Source organism: Pseudochrobactrum sp. sp1633, assembly GCF_030376605.1.
GTDB lineage: Bacteria > Pseudomonadota > Alphaproteobacteria > Rhizobiales > Rhizobiaceae > Pseudochrobactrum.
The window spans coordinates 56174-72749 of the sequence record NZ_JARRAE010000012.1 but is presented as its reverse complement, the minus strand read 5'-3'; the positions used below and the strand labels follow the sequence as shown (position 1 = coordinate 72749).

Genomic DNA, 16576 nt, shown 5'->3' with positions numbered 1-16576 from the left:
TGACCTGTGTAGCATCTCATCCGGCAGCCCGTTCTCACACATCTTCAAAGGTACAAAAACATGGACTTTGATACAATCCTGATTACCGGCGCTGCCGGAAGGCTCGGCACAGAACTGCGGCGCGGTCTGGCACCGCTGGCGCGCAAATTACGCCTCAGCGACCGCGTTGCTATATCCGATCTGCAGCCCAATGAAGAGGCCGTGATCTGCGATCTGGATGATGCCGATGCAATCATGAAGCTGGCAGAGGGCGTTGATGTTATCCTGCATTTCGGCGGTGAACCGCTGGAGACGACATGGGACAAAGTTTTGCGCTCGAATATTCAGGGCAGCTATAATATTTATGAAGCCGCCCGCAAAAACGGCGTCAAACGCGTGATTTATGCCTCTTCAGTCCATGCTATCGGCTATCACGAACTAGAAACCCATATCAACACTGATGCCCCGCATCGTCCTGATAGTCTCTACGGGCTGTCCAAATGTTTTGTCGAAGATCTGGGACGGCTCTACTGGGATAAATTCGGTATCGAAACAGTTGCCCTGCGCATTTTCTCGTCTTTTCCGGAACCGGCGGACCGCCGCATGTTGTGGTCGTGGTTGTCTTTTGATGATTGTGTGCGTCTGGTCTCCGCGGCCATCACCGCACCGCGTGTCGGCTTTACTATCAGTTTCGGCATGTCTGATAACCGTGTGTCGCCGGTCGATAACAGCAAGGCAGGTCACCTTGGCTATCAGCCGCAGGATCATACGGAAAGCTACCGCGCAGCTGTGGAAGGCCGCACCAAACGGGCTGATCCTGATGCCCCTGCCACCCGTTGTCTCGGTGGCTGGTTTGTCGATATCGGGCATCCTGATGACGAGGCAAAATCATGAAACAACATTATGATGTTGTGATTATTGGCGGCGCGGTTATCGGCTCCTCGGTCGCTTATTTCCTGTCACAAAACCCTGATTTTGACGGTTCAATCCTCGTGGTAGAACGCGATCCGACCTATGTGCGCGCAGCCACATCACTGTCTTCCTCGTCAATCCGCAACCAGTTTTCCAATCCGGTTAATGTGGAAATCAGCCGTTTCGGCACGCAGTTTATCCGCAATTTTGCGGAAGTGATGCAGGTTGCCGGTGACAAACCTGATCTGCAATTTCACGAAGGCGGCTATCTGTTCCTCGCCAATACGCAAGCTCAGATGCAAACTTTGCGCGAAAATCACGAAGTGCAGATCGCCTGTGGTGCTGATGTGGTGTTGTGGGATCGTGAGGCACTGAGCCGCGCATTTCCGCATCTCAATACGGATGATATTCTGCTGGCCTCCTATGGCCGCTCCGGTGAAGGCTGGTTCAACAATACCGGCCTGATGTATGGCTTTAAAAACAAAGCCCGTGAACTCGGTGCCGATTATATCAATGATGAAGTGGTGGCACTTCACCGCGCACAAAACCGCATTACTGGTGTGGAGCTGAAATCCGGCCAGACCATCTCGGCAGGCACCATCGTCAATGCATCGGGCGCCAGCGCCGCCTTAACAGCACGGATGGCGGGGCTGGATGTGCCGGTTGAACCTCGCAAACGCACCTTATTCGTCTATGATTGTGCTAAAACGCCGGAAGGCAGCGCCACGGTCAATGGCGGACGACTACCGCTGATGATTGATCCGGGCGGTGTCTTCTGCCGTCCTGAAGGGCGTTTCTTCCTCACCGGCTGCTCGCCTGTGGAAGATCCTGTTGCAGACTGGGATGATTTCACGCCGCGTTATGAGGAGTTTGAAGAGATTATCTGGCCTGCATTGGCAGAACGCTCTCCGGCTTTTGAAGCGATCAAAGTGGTCAACCAATGGGCAGGGCATTATGACTTCAATGTGCTGGATCATAATCTGATTGTCGGCCGTCATCCTGAGGTAACCAATTTCATTTTCGCCAACGGATTTTCCGGTCACGGCCTGCAGCAAGGCCCCGCAACGGGGCGTGCTGTGTCGGAGCTGATTACCTATAATGCGTTCCGCACGCTCGATCTCTCGGAAGTGGGCTATGAGCGCGTGATTGCCAACAAGCCTTTCCTTGAAAAGGCTGTGATATGATGTAAGCCTTATTGATCAATAAGGGAGCGCAGGCAGTCGATGCAAACAACTCAGGTCATTGCAATCATGGTCGCAGACTATGAATGACAGGGTGCCGCGCCTTCCTCCGCTCAATGCTTTGCGTGTTTTTCATGCGGTGATGCGGTATCGCAGTTTTCGCAAGGCGGCAGACGAATTATTTGTCAGCCCGCAAGCTGTCAGCCAGCAAATCAAATTGCTGGAAGACACGCTGGGGATCATGTTGTTTGACCGTAAAACCCGCATGGTCGAGCCCACAGAGCAAGCCATTTTGCTCGCGCATTTTGTGCAGGCCGGTTTTGATGAATTTGCTGAAGGTGTGCGCCGCGTTACCAAGACCGGACACCGCAACCGCATCAATGTAAATGCCAGCCCCTATTTTGCCACCCGCTATCTGATGGACCGTCTGGAGCAGTTCCGCACGACGATGCCCGGTGTGGTTCTGCAGCTCACCACTATGGTGGAAATTCCCGATTTCTCCCGCGATGATATTGACGTTTCCGTGCAATGGGGCTTTGGCGAATGGGCGGAATTTGACCAGACATTGCTGGTACGCGATCCGAAAATTCTCTGTTGCGCACCGGCATTAGCGCATCGTGTGCGCAAGCCGGAAGACCTGCCGAGCATGACCTTGCTGCATCCGGTTCTGGCCACCAATCTGTGGCAGAAAGTGCTGCGACACCTTGATGTGCAGGATGTTGAAGCCAAAGGCGATGTGCAGTTTCAGGATGCTGCCACCATGCGCCGCGCAACATTGGCGGGTATGGGTATCGGTTTGATTTCGGCAATTGATGCGATTGATGATCTGCGTCAGGGACGGCTGATTGCACCGCTCGGCACTGATGCCCTGAGCACGATGAAAGAGAAAGACATTCCGGGCTTTTATCTCGTTGTTCCGCGCGGCTACCGGCGGATGAAAACCACCGCGGCCTTCTGCGACTGGATTAAAGCGGAAGACTGGTCAGCCATACTGCACAGAGAAATGACCGCGGACTAACCGCCCGCTATTTCTCCCGCAAATTCCCTGCGGGAGAAAGACGGCTCAGACGCCGAGATACTGATCCTGAATATCTGCACTCATGGCAGAGGATTTACCCTCCCAGACCGTGCGCCCGCGCTCCAGCACAACGCAACGATCTGCCACCGGCAGCAGTTCCGACAGCGTTTTGTCGACGACCAGAATAGACTGGCCACGCCGTTTCAGTTCGCGCACAGCCTTCCAGATTTCCAGCCGGATGACCGGCGCAAGCCCTTCGGTTGCCTCATCCAGCACAATCAGTTCAGGATTGGTCATCAGCGCCCGGCCAACCGCCAGCATCTGCTGCTCACCGCCGGACAAAGTATTGGCCTGTTGCTGGCTGCGCTCTTTCAGACGGGGAAACAGCTCATTCACCGCTTCAATCGTCCACTCGCCTTTGCGCGCTGAGGCCAGCAGATTTTCCGTAACAGTCAGATTGGGAAAACAGCGCCGCCCTTCCGGCACCAGCCCCAACCCAAGCCGCGCAATGCGATAGGGCTGCATCGCAGAAATATTACGCCCCATGAAACTGACTTTGCCCTGACGCAGCGGTGTCAGGCCAAAGATGGAGCGAATGGTCGTGGTTTTACCCATGCCGTTGCGCCCCATCAACGCGACGACCTCGCCTTTTTCAACATGCAGATCAATACCGAACAATGCCTGCGAAGCGCCGTAAAATGTTTCGACCTGATTGAGTTCCAGCAACATCAAACCGCCTCCCCGAGATAGGCTTCACGCACCAGTGCATTGCTGCGGATTTCTGCCACGGTACCGTTGGCAACAACACGGCCATAGACCAGAACGGAAATCCGGTCTGCCAGTGCAAAAACCGCATCCATATCATGCTCAACCAACAGCACCGGCACTTCATGGCGCAGGGCGTCGAGAAATACCGTCAGCTGCTTGGAGCCCTCAGGACCCATTCCGGCCATAGGCTCATCAAGCAACAATGCTTTGGAGCGCAGTGCCAGTGCAATGGCAATCTCCAGCTGGCGGCGTTCGCCATGCGAAAGCTCGGCGCTCGGCACATGCATCCGCGACCCGAGCCGCACCCGCTCCAGAACAGCTGCTGCTTCATCCTTCAGTGCCGTATCCTGCATCACCGGTTTCCAGAAACGGAAACTTGAGCCCTGCCGCGCCTGCAAAGCCAGCATCACATTACGCAATGCAGAAAATTCGGGCATCAGCGATGACACCTGAAAAGTCCGCCCCAGCCCTAATTGCGCGCGCTGTGTTACGCCCAGCGAGCCTATATCCTGCCCGTCAAAGCGGATTGTGCCGCTGTCATGTTTAATCGTACCGGCAATCTGGCCGATAAGGGTGGATTTTCCCGCACCGTTGGGCCCGATTAAAGCGTGGATTTCACCTTTGCGTAAATTCAGGCTCACATCATCGGTCGCCTTCAGCCCGCCAAAGCTTTTACATAGATTTTTAATGTCCAGAACTGTCTCAGCCATATCGGATTTTCCCTGCAACCAGACCGATAATTCCGCCACGGGCAAACATGACCGCCCCTAGCAAAATCAATCCGAAAAACAACTGCCAGTGCTCAACCATACCGCCCAGTGCAAATTCAAACAGCACATAGAGGACTGCGCCGATCAACGGGCCAAACAGGCGCCCTGTGCCACCGAGAATGATCAGCACAATCAGCTCACCTGACATATGCCATGAGAACATGGACGGGCTGACGAAGCGATTGAGATCAACAAACAAGGCACCGGCCAGCGCCGTGATCATCGCCGAGAGAACAAAGGCCACCAGCCTGATGCGCAACGGGCCGATGCCGACAGAAGCCAGCCGCAATTCATTTTGCCGTGCACCTTCCAGCGCCGCACCGAAACGGGAATTGCGGATGCGCGAGAAAACAAACAGCGCTGCCATCAAAACAAGATAAGCAATCAGGAAAAAGCTCAAAGGCTTGAGCGTGTTCACACCGGGGAAATTATTGCGCAGCGCAAGGGACAGACCGTCTTCCCCGCCATAGGCAGGCCAGGAAATCGTGAAATAATAAATCATCTGCGCGAAGGCCAGTGTAATCATAATGAAATACACGCCCGAGGTGCGCAGGCTGATCATGCCAATCGGCAGGGCGATAAGACCCGCCACCAGCATCGCCGCAGGCCAGATAACCAGCATCTGGTCACTGCCGGAAATCGCAAACGGCCAGTTCATCACCGCTGTTCCGTCAGCAGCATGGCTGGCCAGAATGCCCGCCACATAACCGCCGATCCCGAAAAAGGCAGCATGCCCGAAAGACACCATGCCACCAAGACCAAGCACCAGATTAAGTCCCGTGGCCGCCAGTGCCAGAATGGCAATACGCGTGACCAGTGAGATATAAAATGTCTCGCCCAGCTGATTGGCAATCAATGCAATGATTGGCAGCGCCAGCGCAAAAACCAGACTTATCAATGTTTCGCGTGTCATTGCCCCTGCTCCTGACATGTCTTACTTGCCAGCACCGGAACCAGTACCGCATCACAGCATGAAGAAAATATTTTGAAACTATCCATTGGCTGCAAACAATCCCTGTGGCCGCACCGTGAGAATGATCGCCATAACGATGTAAATCAGCATGGATGCCAGCGCGGTTCCCGCTGTTGCTGCCTGCGACGGCTCCATAAACATCGCAAAGAGTTTGGGCAGCAAAAAGCGCCCCATCGTATCCACCACACCCACCAGCACAGCGCCCGCCAGCGCGCCTTTGACAGAGCCGATACCACCGATAACAATCACCACAAAAGCGAGAATCAGCACCGGCTCGCCCATGCCCACCTGCACCGATTGCAGCGCGCCGATCAATGCACCGGCAAGGCCTGCCAAGGCAGCACCGAGCGCAAAAACAATCGTGTTCAGTTTGGCAATATCAACGCCCAGTGCGCCGATCATTTCACGGTCTGCCTCACCGGCGCGGATGCGCATGCCAAGGCGGGTTTTCGCGATCAGAAGATACAAGCCGACCGCAACGATAATTCCGGCACCAATGATAGCCAGCCGGTAGAGCTGATATTGCGAACCGCCGGGCAGCGTAACCGACCCCTGCAAAAGTGGCGGAATATCCAGATAAAGCGGGAATGAACCAAAGATCCAGCGTGTTGCATCGGAAAAAATCAGGATCAGCGCAAAGGTTGCCAGAACCTGATCCAGATGACTGCGATTATAGAGCCTGCGGATCAGCACCATTTCTATGATCCCACCGGCAGCTGCTGCTGCAATCAGACTGGCAGCAAGGCCGAGCCAGAACGAACCGGTCGCCGCGGCCACCACCGCGCAGGCAAATGCTCCCACCATAAACAGCGAGCCGTGAGCAAGATTGATAACACCCATAACCCCGAAAATAAGGGTTAGTCCGGCTGCCATCAAAAACAGCATAACGCCGAATTGCAGCCCGTTGAGTAACTGCTCAATAAAAAGTGCAGAAGACAAAACCGCGTCCGATCTGTTGATTGGTTCTCATAAAAATATCTTTGAAAAAAGTCGTCTATGCCGCCCGAAGAACTGTTATGGCAACAGTCCGGCCGGTGCTGAAGACAGCCTGAGCGAAAAGCGGCGACAGTTCACACTGTCGCCGTATCCGGTTGCATCAGAGCTTGCAGTCTTTTGCATAGTTGTCCTGATGATCGGTGAAGCTTGTTGCCACGATCTTATTGGTCAGAACGCCGTCTTCCTTGATCACTTCGCGCATATAAATATCCTGAATAGGATGGTTATTATTGCCGAATTTGAACTTGCCGCGAACAGATTTGAAATCAGCCGCTTTCATCGCTGCGCGGAAAGCTTCTTTGTCATTAACGCTCGCCTTAGCGGCTGCCGAAAGGATCAGATTGGCTGCATCATAGCCCTGTGTTGCATAGAGCGACGGCAGGCGGCCATATTCTTTTTTGAAGGCTTCGACATAGGCTTTGTTTGCCTCATTATCGAGATCTTTTGACCAATGGGAGGAGTTTTTCACGCCCACAGCCGCATCACCGATCGCGCCGAGCACATCCTGATCGAAGGAGAAGCCAGGGCCGGTTACCGGAATGGTCATGCCCGACTGTGAATACTGCTTCATGAAAGCAATGCCCATGCCGCCCGGCAGGAAGAAATAAACCGAATCCGCACCGGAAGCACGGATCTGTGCAATCTCGGCCGCATAATCGGTCTGGCCGACTTTGGTGTAAATTTCACCGGCCAGTTTGCCTTTATAAAAACGCTTGTAACCAGTCAGAGCATCGGTGCCTGCCGGATAGTTCGGCGCCAGAATAAAGCTGTTTTTATAGCCTGCGGTATTGGCATAGTTGCCGACAGCTTCATGCAGATTGTCGTTCTGATAGGCGGCATTGAAGTAATTGGCATTGCACTTGGCACCCGCCAGCGCAGAAGGACCCGCATTGGTGGAAACATAGATTTTATCCTGCGCCACAACGCCCGGCACCACGGCCATCGCCAGATTGGACCAGACAATACCGGTCAGAATATCGACCTTATCGCTCTGCACCATTTTATCGGCGATCTGCACAGCCAGTTCAGGCTTTTGTGCATCATCTTCAACGATAACGCTGACATCTTTATTGCCAGCCTGTTTGACCGCAAGCAGAAAGCCGTCACGGATATCAATACCAAGTCCGGCACCGCCACCGGAAAGCGTTGTGATCATGCCGATCTTCAAAGGCTCTGCCATCGCAGTTCCTGAGAAGGCCAGACCTAAACCAAGGCAGGCTGTTGATAAGCCAAGAGTAATTCGTTTCATCAGTGTTCCCTCGTGATTATTGTTATTATGCAGTTCAATAATAAAATACGATCACTTACAAGCCCGCTTTTGTCTCTCCCGATACAAAACTGTGCTTCAGGCCTTACAGACAGAGCAATCTGCGCGTCAGCGGATGATCCGCTTCAGCCAGACCGTCAATGACATTCATATGATGACGTTCAGGTTCCTCCACCTGATCAATACGGCAGTTGAACCCGCTCCACAAATTAGCCAGTGCCTGATTTTGCCGGATAAATTCCGGCAATTCCGCCGCGCCGACCCATGCCGTCACATCAATACCGTTCAGCGGCTCAAGCAAAGCCGGACTTTCCTTGCGCGCCTGTTCCAGATCAAGCCTGAAATCATCATTCATTTTCAGGTTCAGCAAGGGCCGCAAGTCACTCAGCCCCGAGATCGGTACAATTTTTCGCAAACGCTGTTGCAGGCTTCGGCTCAGGGGTGTTGTAACCGTTCCCATCCGCGCAACCAGATGTCCGCCCGCAGAATGCCCTGTCAGATGTATCGGGCCTGCGACCATCGATGCGGCCTGCACAATCGCCATACCAATTTCAGCGGTAATTTCGCTGATCTTCGCTTGCGGGCAAAGTGTATAGGACGGGATTGCAACGGCAAAACCATGCGCTGCGGCACCGGCAGCAAGATAAGTGAAATAGGACTTGTCAAAGCGCACCCAATAGCCGCCATGCACAAAGACCATCAGCCCACGCGGCTGCCCCTGCGGCATCACGATATCCAGCACATTGCGTTCGTCCGAACCATAGCGCACATCGGCGATCAACCGGTTCTGCGCCTGCATTTGCTGCCGAAAACCTTGTGATTTTTGCTGCCATTGCGGAGGAAATTGCGCAGAACCGGTGACATGCAGCACATTCGAATAGGCCAGATCCCAGTCTTTCATAGCTGGGCTATCCGGTTCAGCGGGCGCGGTTTTTAAAACCGGTTCTGCCGCTCTGATCTGCATTCCCCGCTCCTCCGTCATGACTACCCTTCAAATATCTCCATAAATAAAAAATAATTTCAAGCATGAAATTTCATACTTGAAATTATTTTTGTAAGTGACACCATAAAAGAAATCAGTCGCCCTGCAATCACACCAAATCTTTGCAGGAGGCAACGGAGTGTTACGATGGTAGTTGCGCAAGATCAGCAGAAAACAGTGGCAGACGGGCAGGCTTCAGCCAAGCAAAGTCTGCGCACATGGCTGAAGCTTCTCAAATCAACAAAGCATGTTGAAGCGGTGATCCGCGAAAAGCTGCGTCAGGAATTTGATACGACCCTGCCCCGCTTCGACGTGATGGCAGCGCTGTACCGCTTTGAAAGCGGCCTCAAAATGACCGAATTGTCTGCGGCTCTGCGGGTTTCCAACGGCAATGTCACCGGCATTGTGGAGCGGCTGGTCAGTGACGGCTCCGTTTTGCGGGTTCCGGTTGCGGGCGACAAACGCGCTATGCTGGTGCGCCTCACCCAGAAGGGACGCGAAGAGTTTGAAGCCATGGCCGCCGCCCATGAGCATTGGATCAGCGATATTTTCAGCGTGCTGTCACCGGCACAATCGGCAGAACTGGTCACGGTTATCGATACAATCGAGCATGCGCTGGCCTTGCAGGACGAGCACGACCATCTGGCTTAACCGGCATCAGACCATTCGAAAAATCAGGATACCCGTTACGAAAAATCCACATCATCTGCCGCCATTTTTTAAAAAATAACGACGCGGGCAAAAGCTCGCAGGGGAACAAAAAATGCTTGGACCAACGGCGCATACAGACCATTTTACCAGAAATAACCTGCCACCGGCTGAGGATTGGCCGGAATTGCCATCCGGCGACATCACCTATCCCGAATGGCTCAATGCCGGCTATGAACTTTCCGATGCGATGGTGGCCAAAGGCTTTGGCGATCACACTGCGCTGATTGGCAACGGACGGCGGCGCACCTATAAGGAACTCACCGACTGGAGCAACCGCATTGCCCATGTGCTGGTTGAAGATTACGGCGTGCAGCCGGGCAATCGCATTCTGATCCGCTCTGCCAATAATCCGGCAATGGTTGCCTGCTGGCTCGCCGCCACCAAGGCCGGTGCGGTCGTGGTCAATTCCATGCCGATGCTGCGCCCTGATGAGCTGACAAAAATCGTCAATAAAGCAGAAATCTCGCTGGCGCTGTGTGACACGCGACTGCTGGAAGATTTGCAGATTTGCGCGGCAAAGAGCCCTTTTCTTAAAACAGTGATCGGCTTTGACGGCACCGCCAATCATGATGCGGAACTTGACCATGCAGCGCTCAACAAGCCGGTGCGTTTTGATGCGGTAAGAACCGGACGCGATGATGTGGCACTGCTGGGTTTTACGTCCGGTACTACCGGTGAGCCGAAGGCCACCATGCATTTTCACCGCGATCTGCTGTTGATTGCCGATACCTATGCCAAGGAAGTGCTGAATGTGCAGCCGGACGATATTTTCGTTGGCTCACCACCGCTCGCTTTCACCTTTGGTCTGGGCGGACTGGCCATTTTCCCGCTGCGCTTCGGGGCAGCAGCAGCGCTGCTTGAACAGGCAACACCGCCTAAGATGATCGAGCTGATTGAGACCTATAAGGCGACCATCAGCTTTACTGCCCCCACCGCCTATCGCGTGATGTTGCAGGCAATGAATGAAGGTGCCGACTTGTCATCCTTGCGCATTGCGGTTTCGGCAGGTGAAACCCTGCCCGCCCCGATTTATGAAGCATGGGTGGAGAAAACCGGTAAGCCGATGCTGGACGGGATCGGCGCGACCGAGATGCTGCATATTTTTATCAGCAACCGTTTAGGTGATTCCGGTCCCGGCCGCACAGGCAAACCCGTTACCGGCTATCAGGCCAAAATCGTTGATGAGAATATGCAGGAAGTGCCGCGCGGTGAAATCGGCCGCTTAGCGGTGCGCGGCCCGACCGGCTGCCGTTACCTCGCGGATGAGCGTCAGAAAGTCTATGTCCGCGATGGCTGGAACCTGACCGGCGACAGTTTCTTTCAGGATGAGAACGGCGATTTCCATTTCGCTGCCCGTGCGGATGATATGATTATTTCTGCCGGGTATAATATCGCGGGGCCTGAGGTTGAGGCCGCCCTTCTCGCCCATGCGGATGTGCAGGAATGCGCGGTGATCGGCGTGAGTGATGAAGAACGCGGCCAGATTGTTGAGGCGCATATTGTGCTTCGCAATGGTGTGCAGCCTTCTCCTGAAACGGTCAAAGCCTTGCAGGATCACGTTAAAAAGCTGATCGCACCGTATAAATATCCCCGCTCAGTTCGTTTTGTCGATGCGTTGCCGAAAACCGTTACCGGCAAAATCCAGCGTTTCATGCTGCGTAAGCAAGGCTGAACGCATCATGCAAATTTATCACTTGACCAAAACCATTTCATCCATATGTTTTAAGCATAAAATAAATTGTGCTTTGGTGCCTGCCGCCGTTGCACATCATAAAAATGACTGCGGCCGCATAGCGGGTAACAGAGCATTCAAGGGGAGAATTTGACCATGCGTATCGTTTGTATCGGTGGCGGTCCGGCCGGACTGTATTTTGCCCTGTTGATGAAGAAAACCCATCCCGAGCATCACATCCGCGTGGTCGAGCGCAACAAACCCTATGACACATTCGGCTGGGGCGTTGTGTTTTCCGATGCGACGATGGAAGCGATGAAGGTCTGGGATGAAACCAGTGCGGCAGAAATTCAGGATGCGTTCAATCATTGGGACGATATTGAAGTGCTGTTCAAAGGCACACGCCAGCGCACAAGCGGTCATGGTTTTGTCGGTATCGGCCGCAAAAAACTGCTGAATATTCTGCAAAAACGCTGCGAAGATCTGGGCGTTGAGCTGATATTTGAAACCGATGTGGATGCAGATACGCAATATCCCGATGCTGATCTGATTATCGCCTCTGACGGGCTGAATTCCAAAATCCGTCACCGTTATGCCGATATATTCGAGCCGGATATGATCGTGCGGCCAAACCGTTATATCTGGCTTGGCACCAATAAGCTCTTTGACGCCTTCACCTTTGATTTCCGCAAGACGGATCATGGCTGGTTTCAGGCGCATATTTACAAGTTCGACGACAAAACCTCGACTTTCATTATCGAGACCACGGAAGAAGCTTATCAGGCGCATGGTCTTGACGAGATGTCACAGCAGGATTCCATTTCTTTCTGTGAGAACCTTTTCTCGGAAGTGCTTGAGGGCGCACCGCTGATGACCAATGCGCGGCATTTGCGCGGTTCGGCATGGCTGAATTTCAACCGGCTGATCTGCGGCAAGTGGAGCCATTATAACGGTAATTCCCATGTGGTGCTGATGGGCGATGCCGCCCATACCGCTCATTTTGCCATCGGCTCCGGCACCAAACTGGCAATTGATGATGCGATTGAGCTGACCCGACAGTTCCAGTTGCACGGCCATGATAAGAGCCATATTCCCGCAGCGCTGGAAACCTATGAGGAAATCCGCCGCGTGGATGTGGCGCGCATTCAGAATGCCGCGCGCAATGCGATGGAATGGTTTGAGGTGGTTGGTCAGCGCTATGCCGATCATTTTGAACCGGAACAATTCATGTATTCCATGCTGACGCGCTCACAGCGTATCAGCCATGAAAATCTGCGCCTGCGCGATAAAAACTGGCTGCAGGGCTATGAAAACTGGTTTGCCAGAAAGTCCGGTCTGCCGGTTGAGAGCAACAGCGGCAAGCGCCATGTGCCGCCGATGTTCACGCCCTATCAATTGCGCGGTGTGACTTTGGCGAACCGTATCGTCATGTCGCCAATGGCGATGTATTCGGCAACGGACGGGCTGATTAATGATTTTCACATGGTGCATCTCGGTTCCCGTGCGCTCGGCGGTGCCGGTCTGATCTTTGCTGAAATGACCTGCGTATCCCCTGATGCACGTATCACTCCGAATTGTCTGGGATTGTGGAACGAAGAGCAGCGCGACGGCTGGAAACGTCTGGTCGATTTTGTGCATCAGAACAGCGATGCCAAAGTGGCTATTCAGCTGGGTCATGCGGGGCGCAAAGGCGCCACCAAACCTGCTTGGGAAGGCATTGACCAGCCGGTTGATGAAGCGAGCGGCTGGCCGCTGATTTCGGCCTCGGCTGAGCCTTATCTGGTCAACAGCCAGAAGCCGAAGCCTATGACGCGCGAAGATATGGATCGGGTAATTGCTGATTTTGTACGCGCGACCGAGCTTGCCGCAAGTACCGGCGCAGACTGGCTGGAACTTCATGCCGCGCATGGCTATCTGCTCTCCAGTTTCCTCTCACCGCTCACCAATCAGCGTGAAGATGAATATGGCGGCAGCCACGCAAACCGTGCGCGTTTTCCGCTGGAAGTGTTCAAAGCCATTCGCGCGGTCTGGCCGCAGGATAAGCCGATTTCGGTGCGCCTCTCCTGTCATGACTGGGCGGAAGGTGGCAATACGCCTGATGATGCAGCGATTTTTGCGCGGATGTTTAAAGATGCCGGTGCCGATCTCATCGACTGTTCGTCCGGTCAGGTCGTTAAACATGAAAAACCGGTTTATGGCCGTCTGTTCCAGACCCCGTTTTCAGACAAAATCCGCAATGAAGTCGGCATCCCGACAATTGCTGTGGGTGCGATATCGGAAGCCGATCACGCCAATTCAGTGATCTCCGCGGGGCGTGCCGATCTTTGCGCCGTGGCCCGCCCGCATCTGGCAGACCCCGCTTGGGTGCTGCATGAGGCAGCGAAAATCGGGCTGACCTCCGTGCCTTGGCCGAAGCAATATTACTCAGGCAAAGCCCAGTATGAAACCAATCTGGCTCGTGAAGCCGCCGCGGCTGCCGCACAAAAATAACCAGAATGAGACCGGATATGAGCAAGAATAAATTCGACGGCAGACATGTTTTAATCACCGGCGCGGGCAGCGGTATCGGTGCGGCCATTGCCCGTGACTTTGCTATGTCCGGTGCCAATGTCACTTTGTCCGGCAGACGGCATGAGCCTCTGGCGGCACTGGCCGCAGAGCTCGATCAGGCTGCGGGGCGCAAAACCTGTTTTGTCGCCAGCGGTTTTGACGTGACGAATGCGCAAGCGATCAGCACAGGGTTGCAGGCGGCTCAATCGGCTTTCGGGCCGGTGAGTATTTTGGTCAACAATGCAGGTGAAGCGCCTTCCGCGCCGTTTGAAAAAACCAGTCTTGAGATATGGTCGCAAGTGCTTGCGGTTGATCTGACCGGTGTTTTTCAGGTAACGCAGGCTGTGCTGCCCGATCTCAAAAACTATGGCACAAATGCGCGTATCATCAATATTGCATCCACCGCAGGGCTGACCGGCTATGCCTATGTCTCGGCCTATTGCGCTGCAAAACATGGTGTTGTCGGCCTCACCCGTGCTTTGGCGCTGGAGCTCGCAACTAAGGGCATTACCGTCAATGCCGTTTGTCCGGGTTTTACCGATACGCCGATTATCCGTGAAGCCATTGCACAGATCATGCAAAAAACCGGCCGCTCTGAAGAAGAAGCGCTGGCGCATTTTGTAAAAGCCAATCCGCAAAACCGGCTGATTAAACCGGAGGAAGTGGCACACACAGTCTTATGGCTGGCATCTCCTGATGCCGCCTCCATCAACGGACAGGCAATTGCGATTGCCGGTGGCGAGGTATTGGCAGGATGAGCGAACAAATCATCAGCATGAACAGTCATCTGAAAGCGTTCAAAAACTATCAGGCACAGCATTTTCTGTGGGAGGTGAGTGAAGACGGGCGCGTTGCCACCCTCACGCTCAACCGCCCTGCCCGCAAAAACCCGCTGACATTTGAAAGCTATGCGGAGCTGCGCGATCTGTTCCGTGATTTGACCTATGCATCGGATATTCGCGCCGTGGTTGTCACCGGAGCGGGCGGTAATTTCTCTTCCGGCGGTGATGTCTTCGAGATCATCGAACCTTTGACGAAAATGCCGATGCCGGAACTGCTGGCCTTCACCCGCATGACCGGCGATGTGGTAAAGGCCATGCGCAAATGCCCGCAGCCCGTGATTGCGGCTGTGGACGGTATTTGCGCCGGTGCCGGTGCCATTCTGGCAATGGCCTCCGATTTACGCCTTGCCACCCATGAGGCGAAAACCGCATTCCTATTCACCCGTGTCGGTCTTGCCGGTGCGGATATGGGCGCCTGCGGAATTCTGCCCCGTATTATCGGTCAGGGGCGTGCAGCAGAGCTGCTTTATACGGGTCGTTTCATGTCTGCCACCGAGGGCAAAGACTGGGGTTTCTACAACCATCTGCATGATGGTGAGAACCTTCTGGCGGAAGCGCAAAAGCTCGCCAAAACCCTCGCTGACGGCCCTTATTTTGCACATGGCATTACCAAAACCATGCTGGCTCAGGAATGGGCGATGGGCATTGATGAAATGATTGAATCGGAAGCGCAGGCACAGGCCATTTGCATGGCGACACAGGATTTCCGCCGCGCATTTGAAGCCTTTGCCGCCAAACGCCGCCCTGAATTTGAAGGGAACTGAACCATGTCAGATACAGCTTGCCGCGAAGCCCCCGTTCATGAACATCTGGAACTGCCGTTTTTTGAGCAGCAACAGCGTGATTTTGCTCGAAAGCTCAATGAATTTGCCGCATCCGGTGTTTTGAAAAATATTGATCATCACGACACAGATGCCGCCTGCCGCAAGTTGGTGAAACTGCTTGGGCAAGCAGGACTTCTTGATAGCGTCACCGGCAACAGCGGCAAGACCGAGATCGACTCCCGCTCGGTCTGTCTGGCGCGCGAAACACTGGCATGGCATGACGGGCTGGCGGATTTTGCCTTTGCCATGCAGGGGCTTGGCACCGGCGCGATCGGCCTTGCCGGATCGGATGAATTAAAACAGCATATTCTGCCAAAAATCTCTTCCGGTGAATGGCTTTCGGCCTTTGCCCTGTCGGAGAAAGAAGCCGGTTCCGATGTCGCCGCCATGCAATGCGCTGCGACACAGGACGGCGATGAGTATATTCTCAACGGCGAGAAAACCTGGATTTCTAATGGCGGCATCGCCGATGTTTACACCGTCTTTGCCCGCACGGGTGAGGCTGCAGGCACACGCGGCATCTCGGCCTTTGTGGTCTATGCCACTGATCCGGGCTTTTCTATTGCCGAGCGGCTTGAAGTGATTGCGCCGCATCCGCTCGCTACAATCCGTTTTGAGAATTGCCGTATCCCCGCTTCACGGCGTTTAGGCGCAGGCGGCGAAGGATTTAAAATTGCCATGCGCACGCTGGATATTTTCCGTGCTTCAGTGGCAGCCGCCGCCCTTGGCTTTGCCCGCCGTGCCTTGGATGAGGCTTTGAACCATGCGCGTAACCGGCAGATATTTGGCGCAACACTCAGCGATCTGCAACTGACACAGGCCGCACTTGGCGATATGGCGACAGAACTGGAGGCGGCAACCCTGCTGACCTACCGCGCTGCATGGCGCCGCGATGTGCAGAAACTGCCAACCACGCAACAGGCGGCAATGGCCAAAATGGCTGCGACGGAATCTGCCCAAATGATTATTGACCGCGCTTTACAGATGTTTGGCGGACGCGGTGTGCAAAGCGGCGCGATTACCGAAAAGCTCTATCGGGAAATCCGTAGCCTGCGCATTTATGAAGGGGCAACAGAGGTTCAGAAACTGATCATCGCCCGCGAATTGCTGAAAACGGTTTAAAGGGCGGAT

General features: G+C 54.2%; 15 protein-coding genes. 9 read left to right on the top strand and 6 right to left on the bottom strand.

Features of this window, described 5'->3' with window-relative positions:
* The first annotated feature begins 60 nt into the window (after positions 1-60).
* The 3 genes from P8H26_RS13620 to P8H26_RS13610 all read left to right on the top strand — a co-directional run bounded on the left by P8H26_RS13620 (position 61) and on the right by P8H26_RS13610 (position 3090).
* Positions 61-873, top strand: a complete 813-nt coding sequence (locus P8H26_RS13620) for an NAD(P)-dependent oxidoreductase (RefSeq protein ID WP_289633652.1) — start codon at positions 61-63, stop codon at positions 871-873.
* Positions 870-2075 (top strand): FAD-binding oxidoreductase, encoded by a 1206-nt coding sequence (locus P8H26_RS13615; RefSeq protein ID WP_289633651.1) that lies wholly within the window; start codon positions 870-872, stop codon positions 2073-2075. Before P8H26_RS13620 ends, P8H26_RS13615 begins: the two co-directional genes overlap by 4 nt.
* A gap of 79 nt (positions 2076-2154) precedes the next feature.
* Entirely contained in the window at positions 2155-3090 is a 936-nt protein-coding gene (locus P8H26_RS13610; protein ID WP_289633650.1) for a LysR substrate-binding domain-containing protein, read from the top strand.
* Positions 3091-3135: 45 nt separating this feature from the next.
* On the opposite strand, the gene P8H26_RS13605 is transcribed toward P8H26_RS13610, so the two are convergent.
* From P8H26_RS13605 to P8H26_RS13580, 6 genes are all read right to left on the bottom strand, one after another.
* Positions 3136-3819, bottom strand: a complete 684-nt coding sequence (locus P8H26_RS13605) for an ABC transporter ATP-binding protein (RefSeq protein ID WP_374708302.1) — start codon at positions 3817-3819, stop codon at positions 3136-3138.
* On the bottom strand, positions 3819-4568 hold the full coding sequence (locus P8H26_RS13600) for an ABC transporter ATP-binding protein (RefSeq protein WP_289633648.1): 750 nt from the start codon (positions 4566-4568) through the stop codon (positions 3819-3821). The genes P8H26_RS13605 and P8H26_RS13600 overlap by 1 nt, the downstream gene beginning before the upstream one ends.
* Positions 4561-5541, bottom strand: a complete 981-nt coding sequence (locus tag P8H26_RS13595) for a branched-chain amino acid ABC transporter permease (protein ID WP_289633647.1) — start codon at positions 5539-5541, stop codon at positions 4561-4563. The genes P8H26_RS13600 and P8H26_RS13595 overlap by 8 nt, the downstream gene beginning before the upstream one ends.
* Positions 5542-5619: 78 nt before the next feature.
* Positions 5620-6540 carry a branched-chain amino acid ABC transporter permease gene (locus tag P8H26_RS13590; protein ID WP_289633645.1) on the bottom strand — a complete coding sequence of 307 codons (921 nt, stop codon included), beginning with the start codon at positions 6538-6540 and terminating at the stop codon, positions 5620-5622.
* Between the two features lie 157 nt (positions 6541-6697).
* Complete coding sequence (locus P8H26_RS13585) at positions 6698-7846, bottom strand: ABC transporter substrate-binding protein (protein ID WP_289633644.1); 1149 nt, start codon at positions 7844-7846, stop codon at positions 6698-6700.
* A gap of 103 nt (positions 7847-7949) precedes the next feature.
* Complete coding sequence (locus P8H26_RS13580; protein WP_289633642.1) at positions 7950-8828, bottom strand: alpha/beta hydrolase; 879 nt, start codon at positions 8826-8828, stop codon at positions 7950-7952.
* A 165-nt stretch (positions 8829-8993) separates the two neighbouring features.
* Between P8H26_RS13580 and P8H26_RS13575 the strand changes: the two genes are divergently transcribed.
* The 6 genes from P8H26_RS13575 (at position 8994) to P8H26_RS13550 (ending at position 16567) form a co-directional block, all read left to right on the top strand.
* Positions 8994-9497 carry a MarR family winged helix-turn-helix transcriptional regulator gene (locus P8H26_RS13575; protein ID WP_289633641.1) on the top strand — a complete coding sequence of 168 codons (504 nt, stop codon included), beginning with the start codon at positions 8994-8996 and terminating at the stop codon, positions 9495-9497.
* Positions 9498-9609: 112 nt separating this feature from the next.
* The gene (locus tag P8H26_RS13570; RefSeq protein ID WP_289633640.1) at positions 9610-11229 is read left to right on the top strand and encodes an AMP-binding protein; all 1620 of its coding nucleotides are present in this window, start codon (positions 9610-9612) and stop codon (positions 11227-11229) included.
* A gap of 156 nt (positions 11230-11385) precedes the next feature.
* On the top strand, positions 11386-13719 hold the full coding sequence (locus tag P8H26_RS13565; protein ID WP_289633709.1) for a bifunctional salicylyl-CoA 5-hydroxylase/oxidoreductase: 2334 nt from the start codon (positions 11386-11388) through the stop codon (positions 13717-13719).
* Between the two features lie 17 nt (positions 13720-13736).
* Positions 13737-14537 (top strand): SDR family NAD(P)-dependent oxidoreductase, encoded by an 801-nt coding sequence (locus P8H26_RS13560; protein WP_289633639.1) that lies wholly within the window; start codon positions 13737-13739, stop codon positions 14535-14537.
* Positions 14534-15385, top strand: a complete 852-nt coding sequence (locus tag P8H26_RS13555; RefSeq protein ID WP_289633638.1) for an enoyl-CoA hydratase family protein — start codon at positions 14534-14536, stop codon at positions 15383-15385. Before P8H26_RS13560 ends, P8H26_RS13555 begins: the two co-directional genes overlap by 4 nt.
* A gap of 3 nt (positions 15386-15388) precedes the next feature.
* Positions 15389-16567 (top strand): acyl-CoA dehydrogenase family protein, encoded by a 1179-nt coding sequence (locus tag P8H26_RS13550; RefSeq protein ID WP_289633637.1) that lies wholly within the window; start codon positions 15389-15391, stop codon positions 16565-16567.
* The last annotated feature ends 9 nt before the right edge of the window (positions 16568-16576 follow it).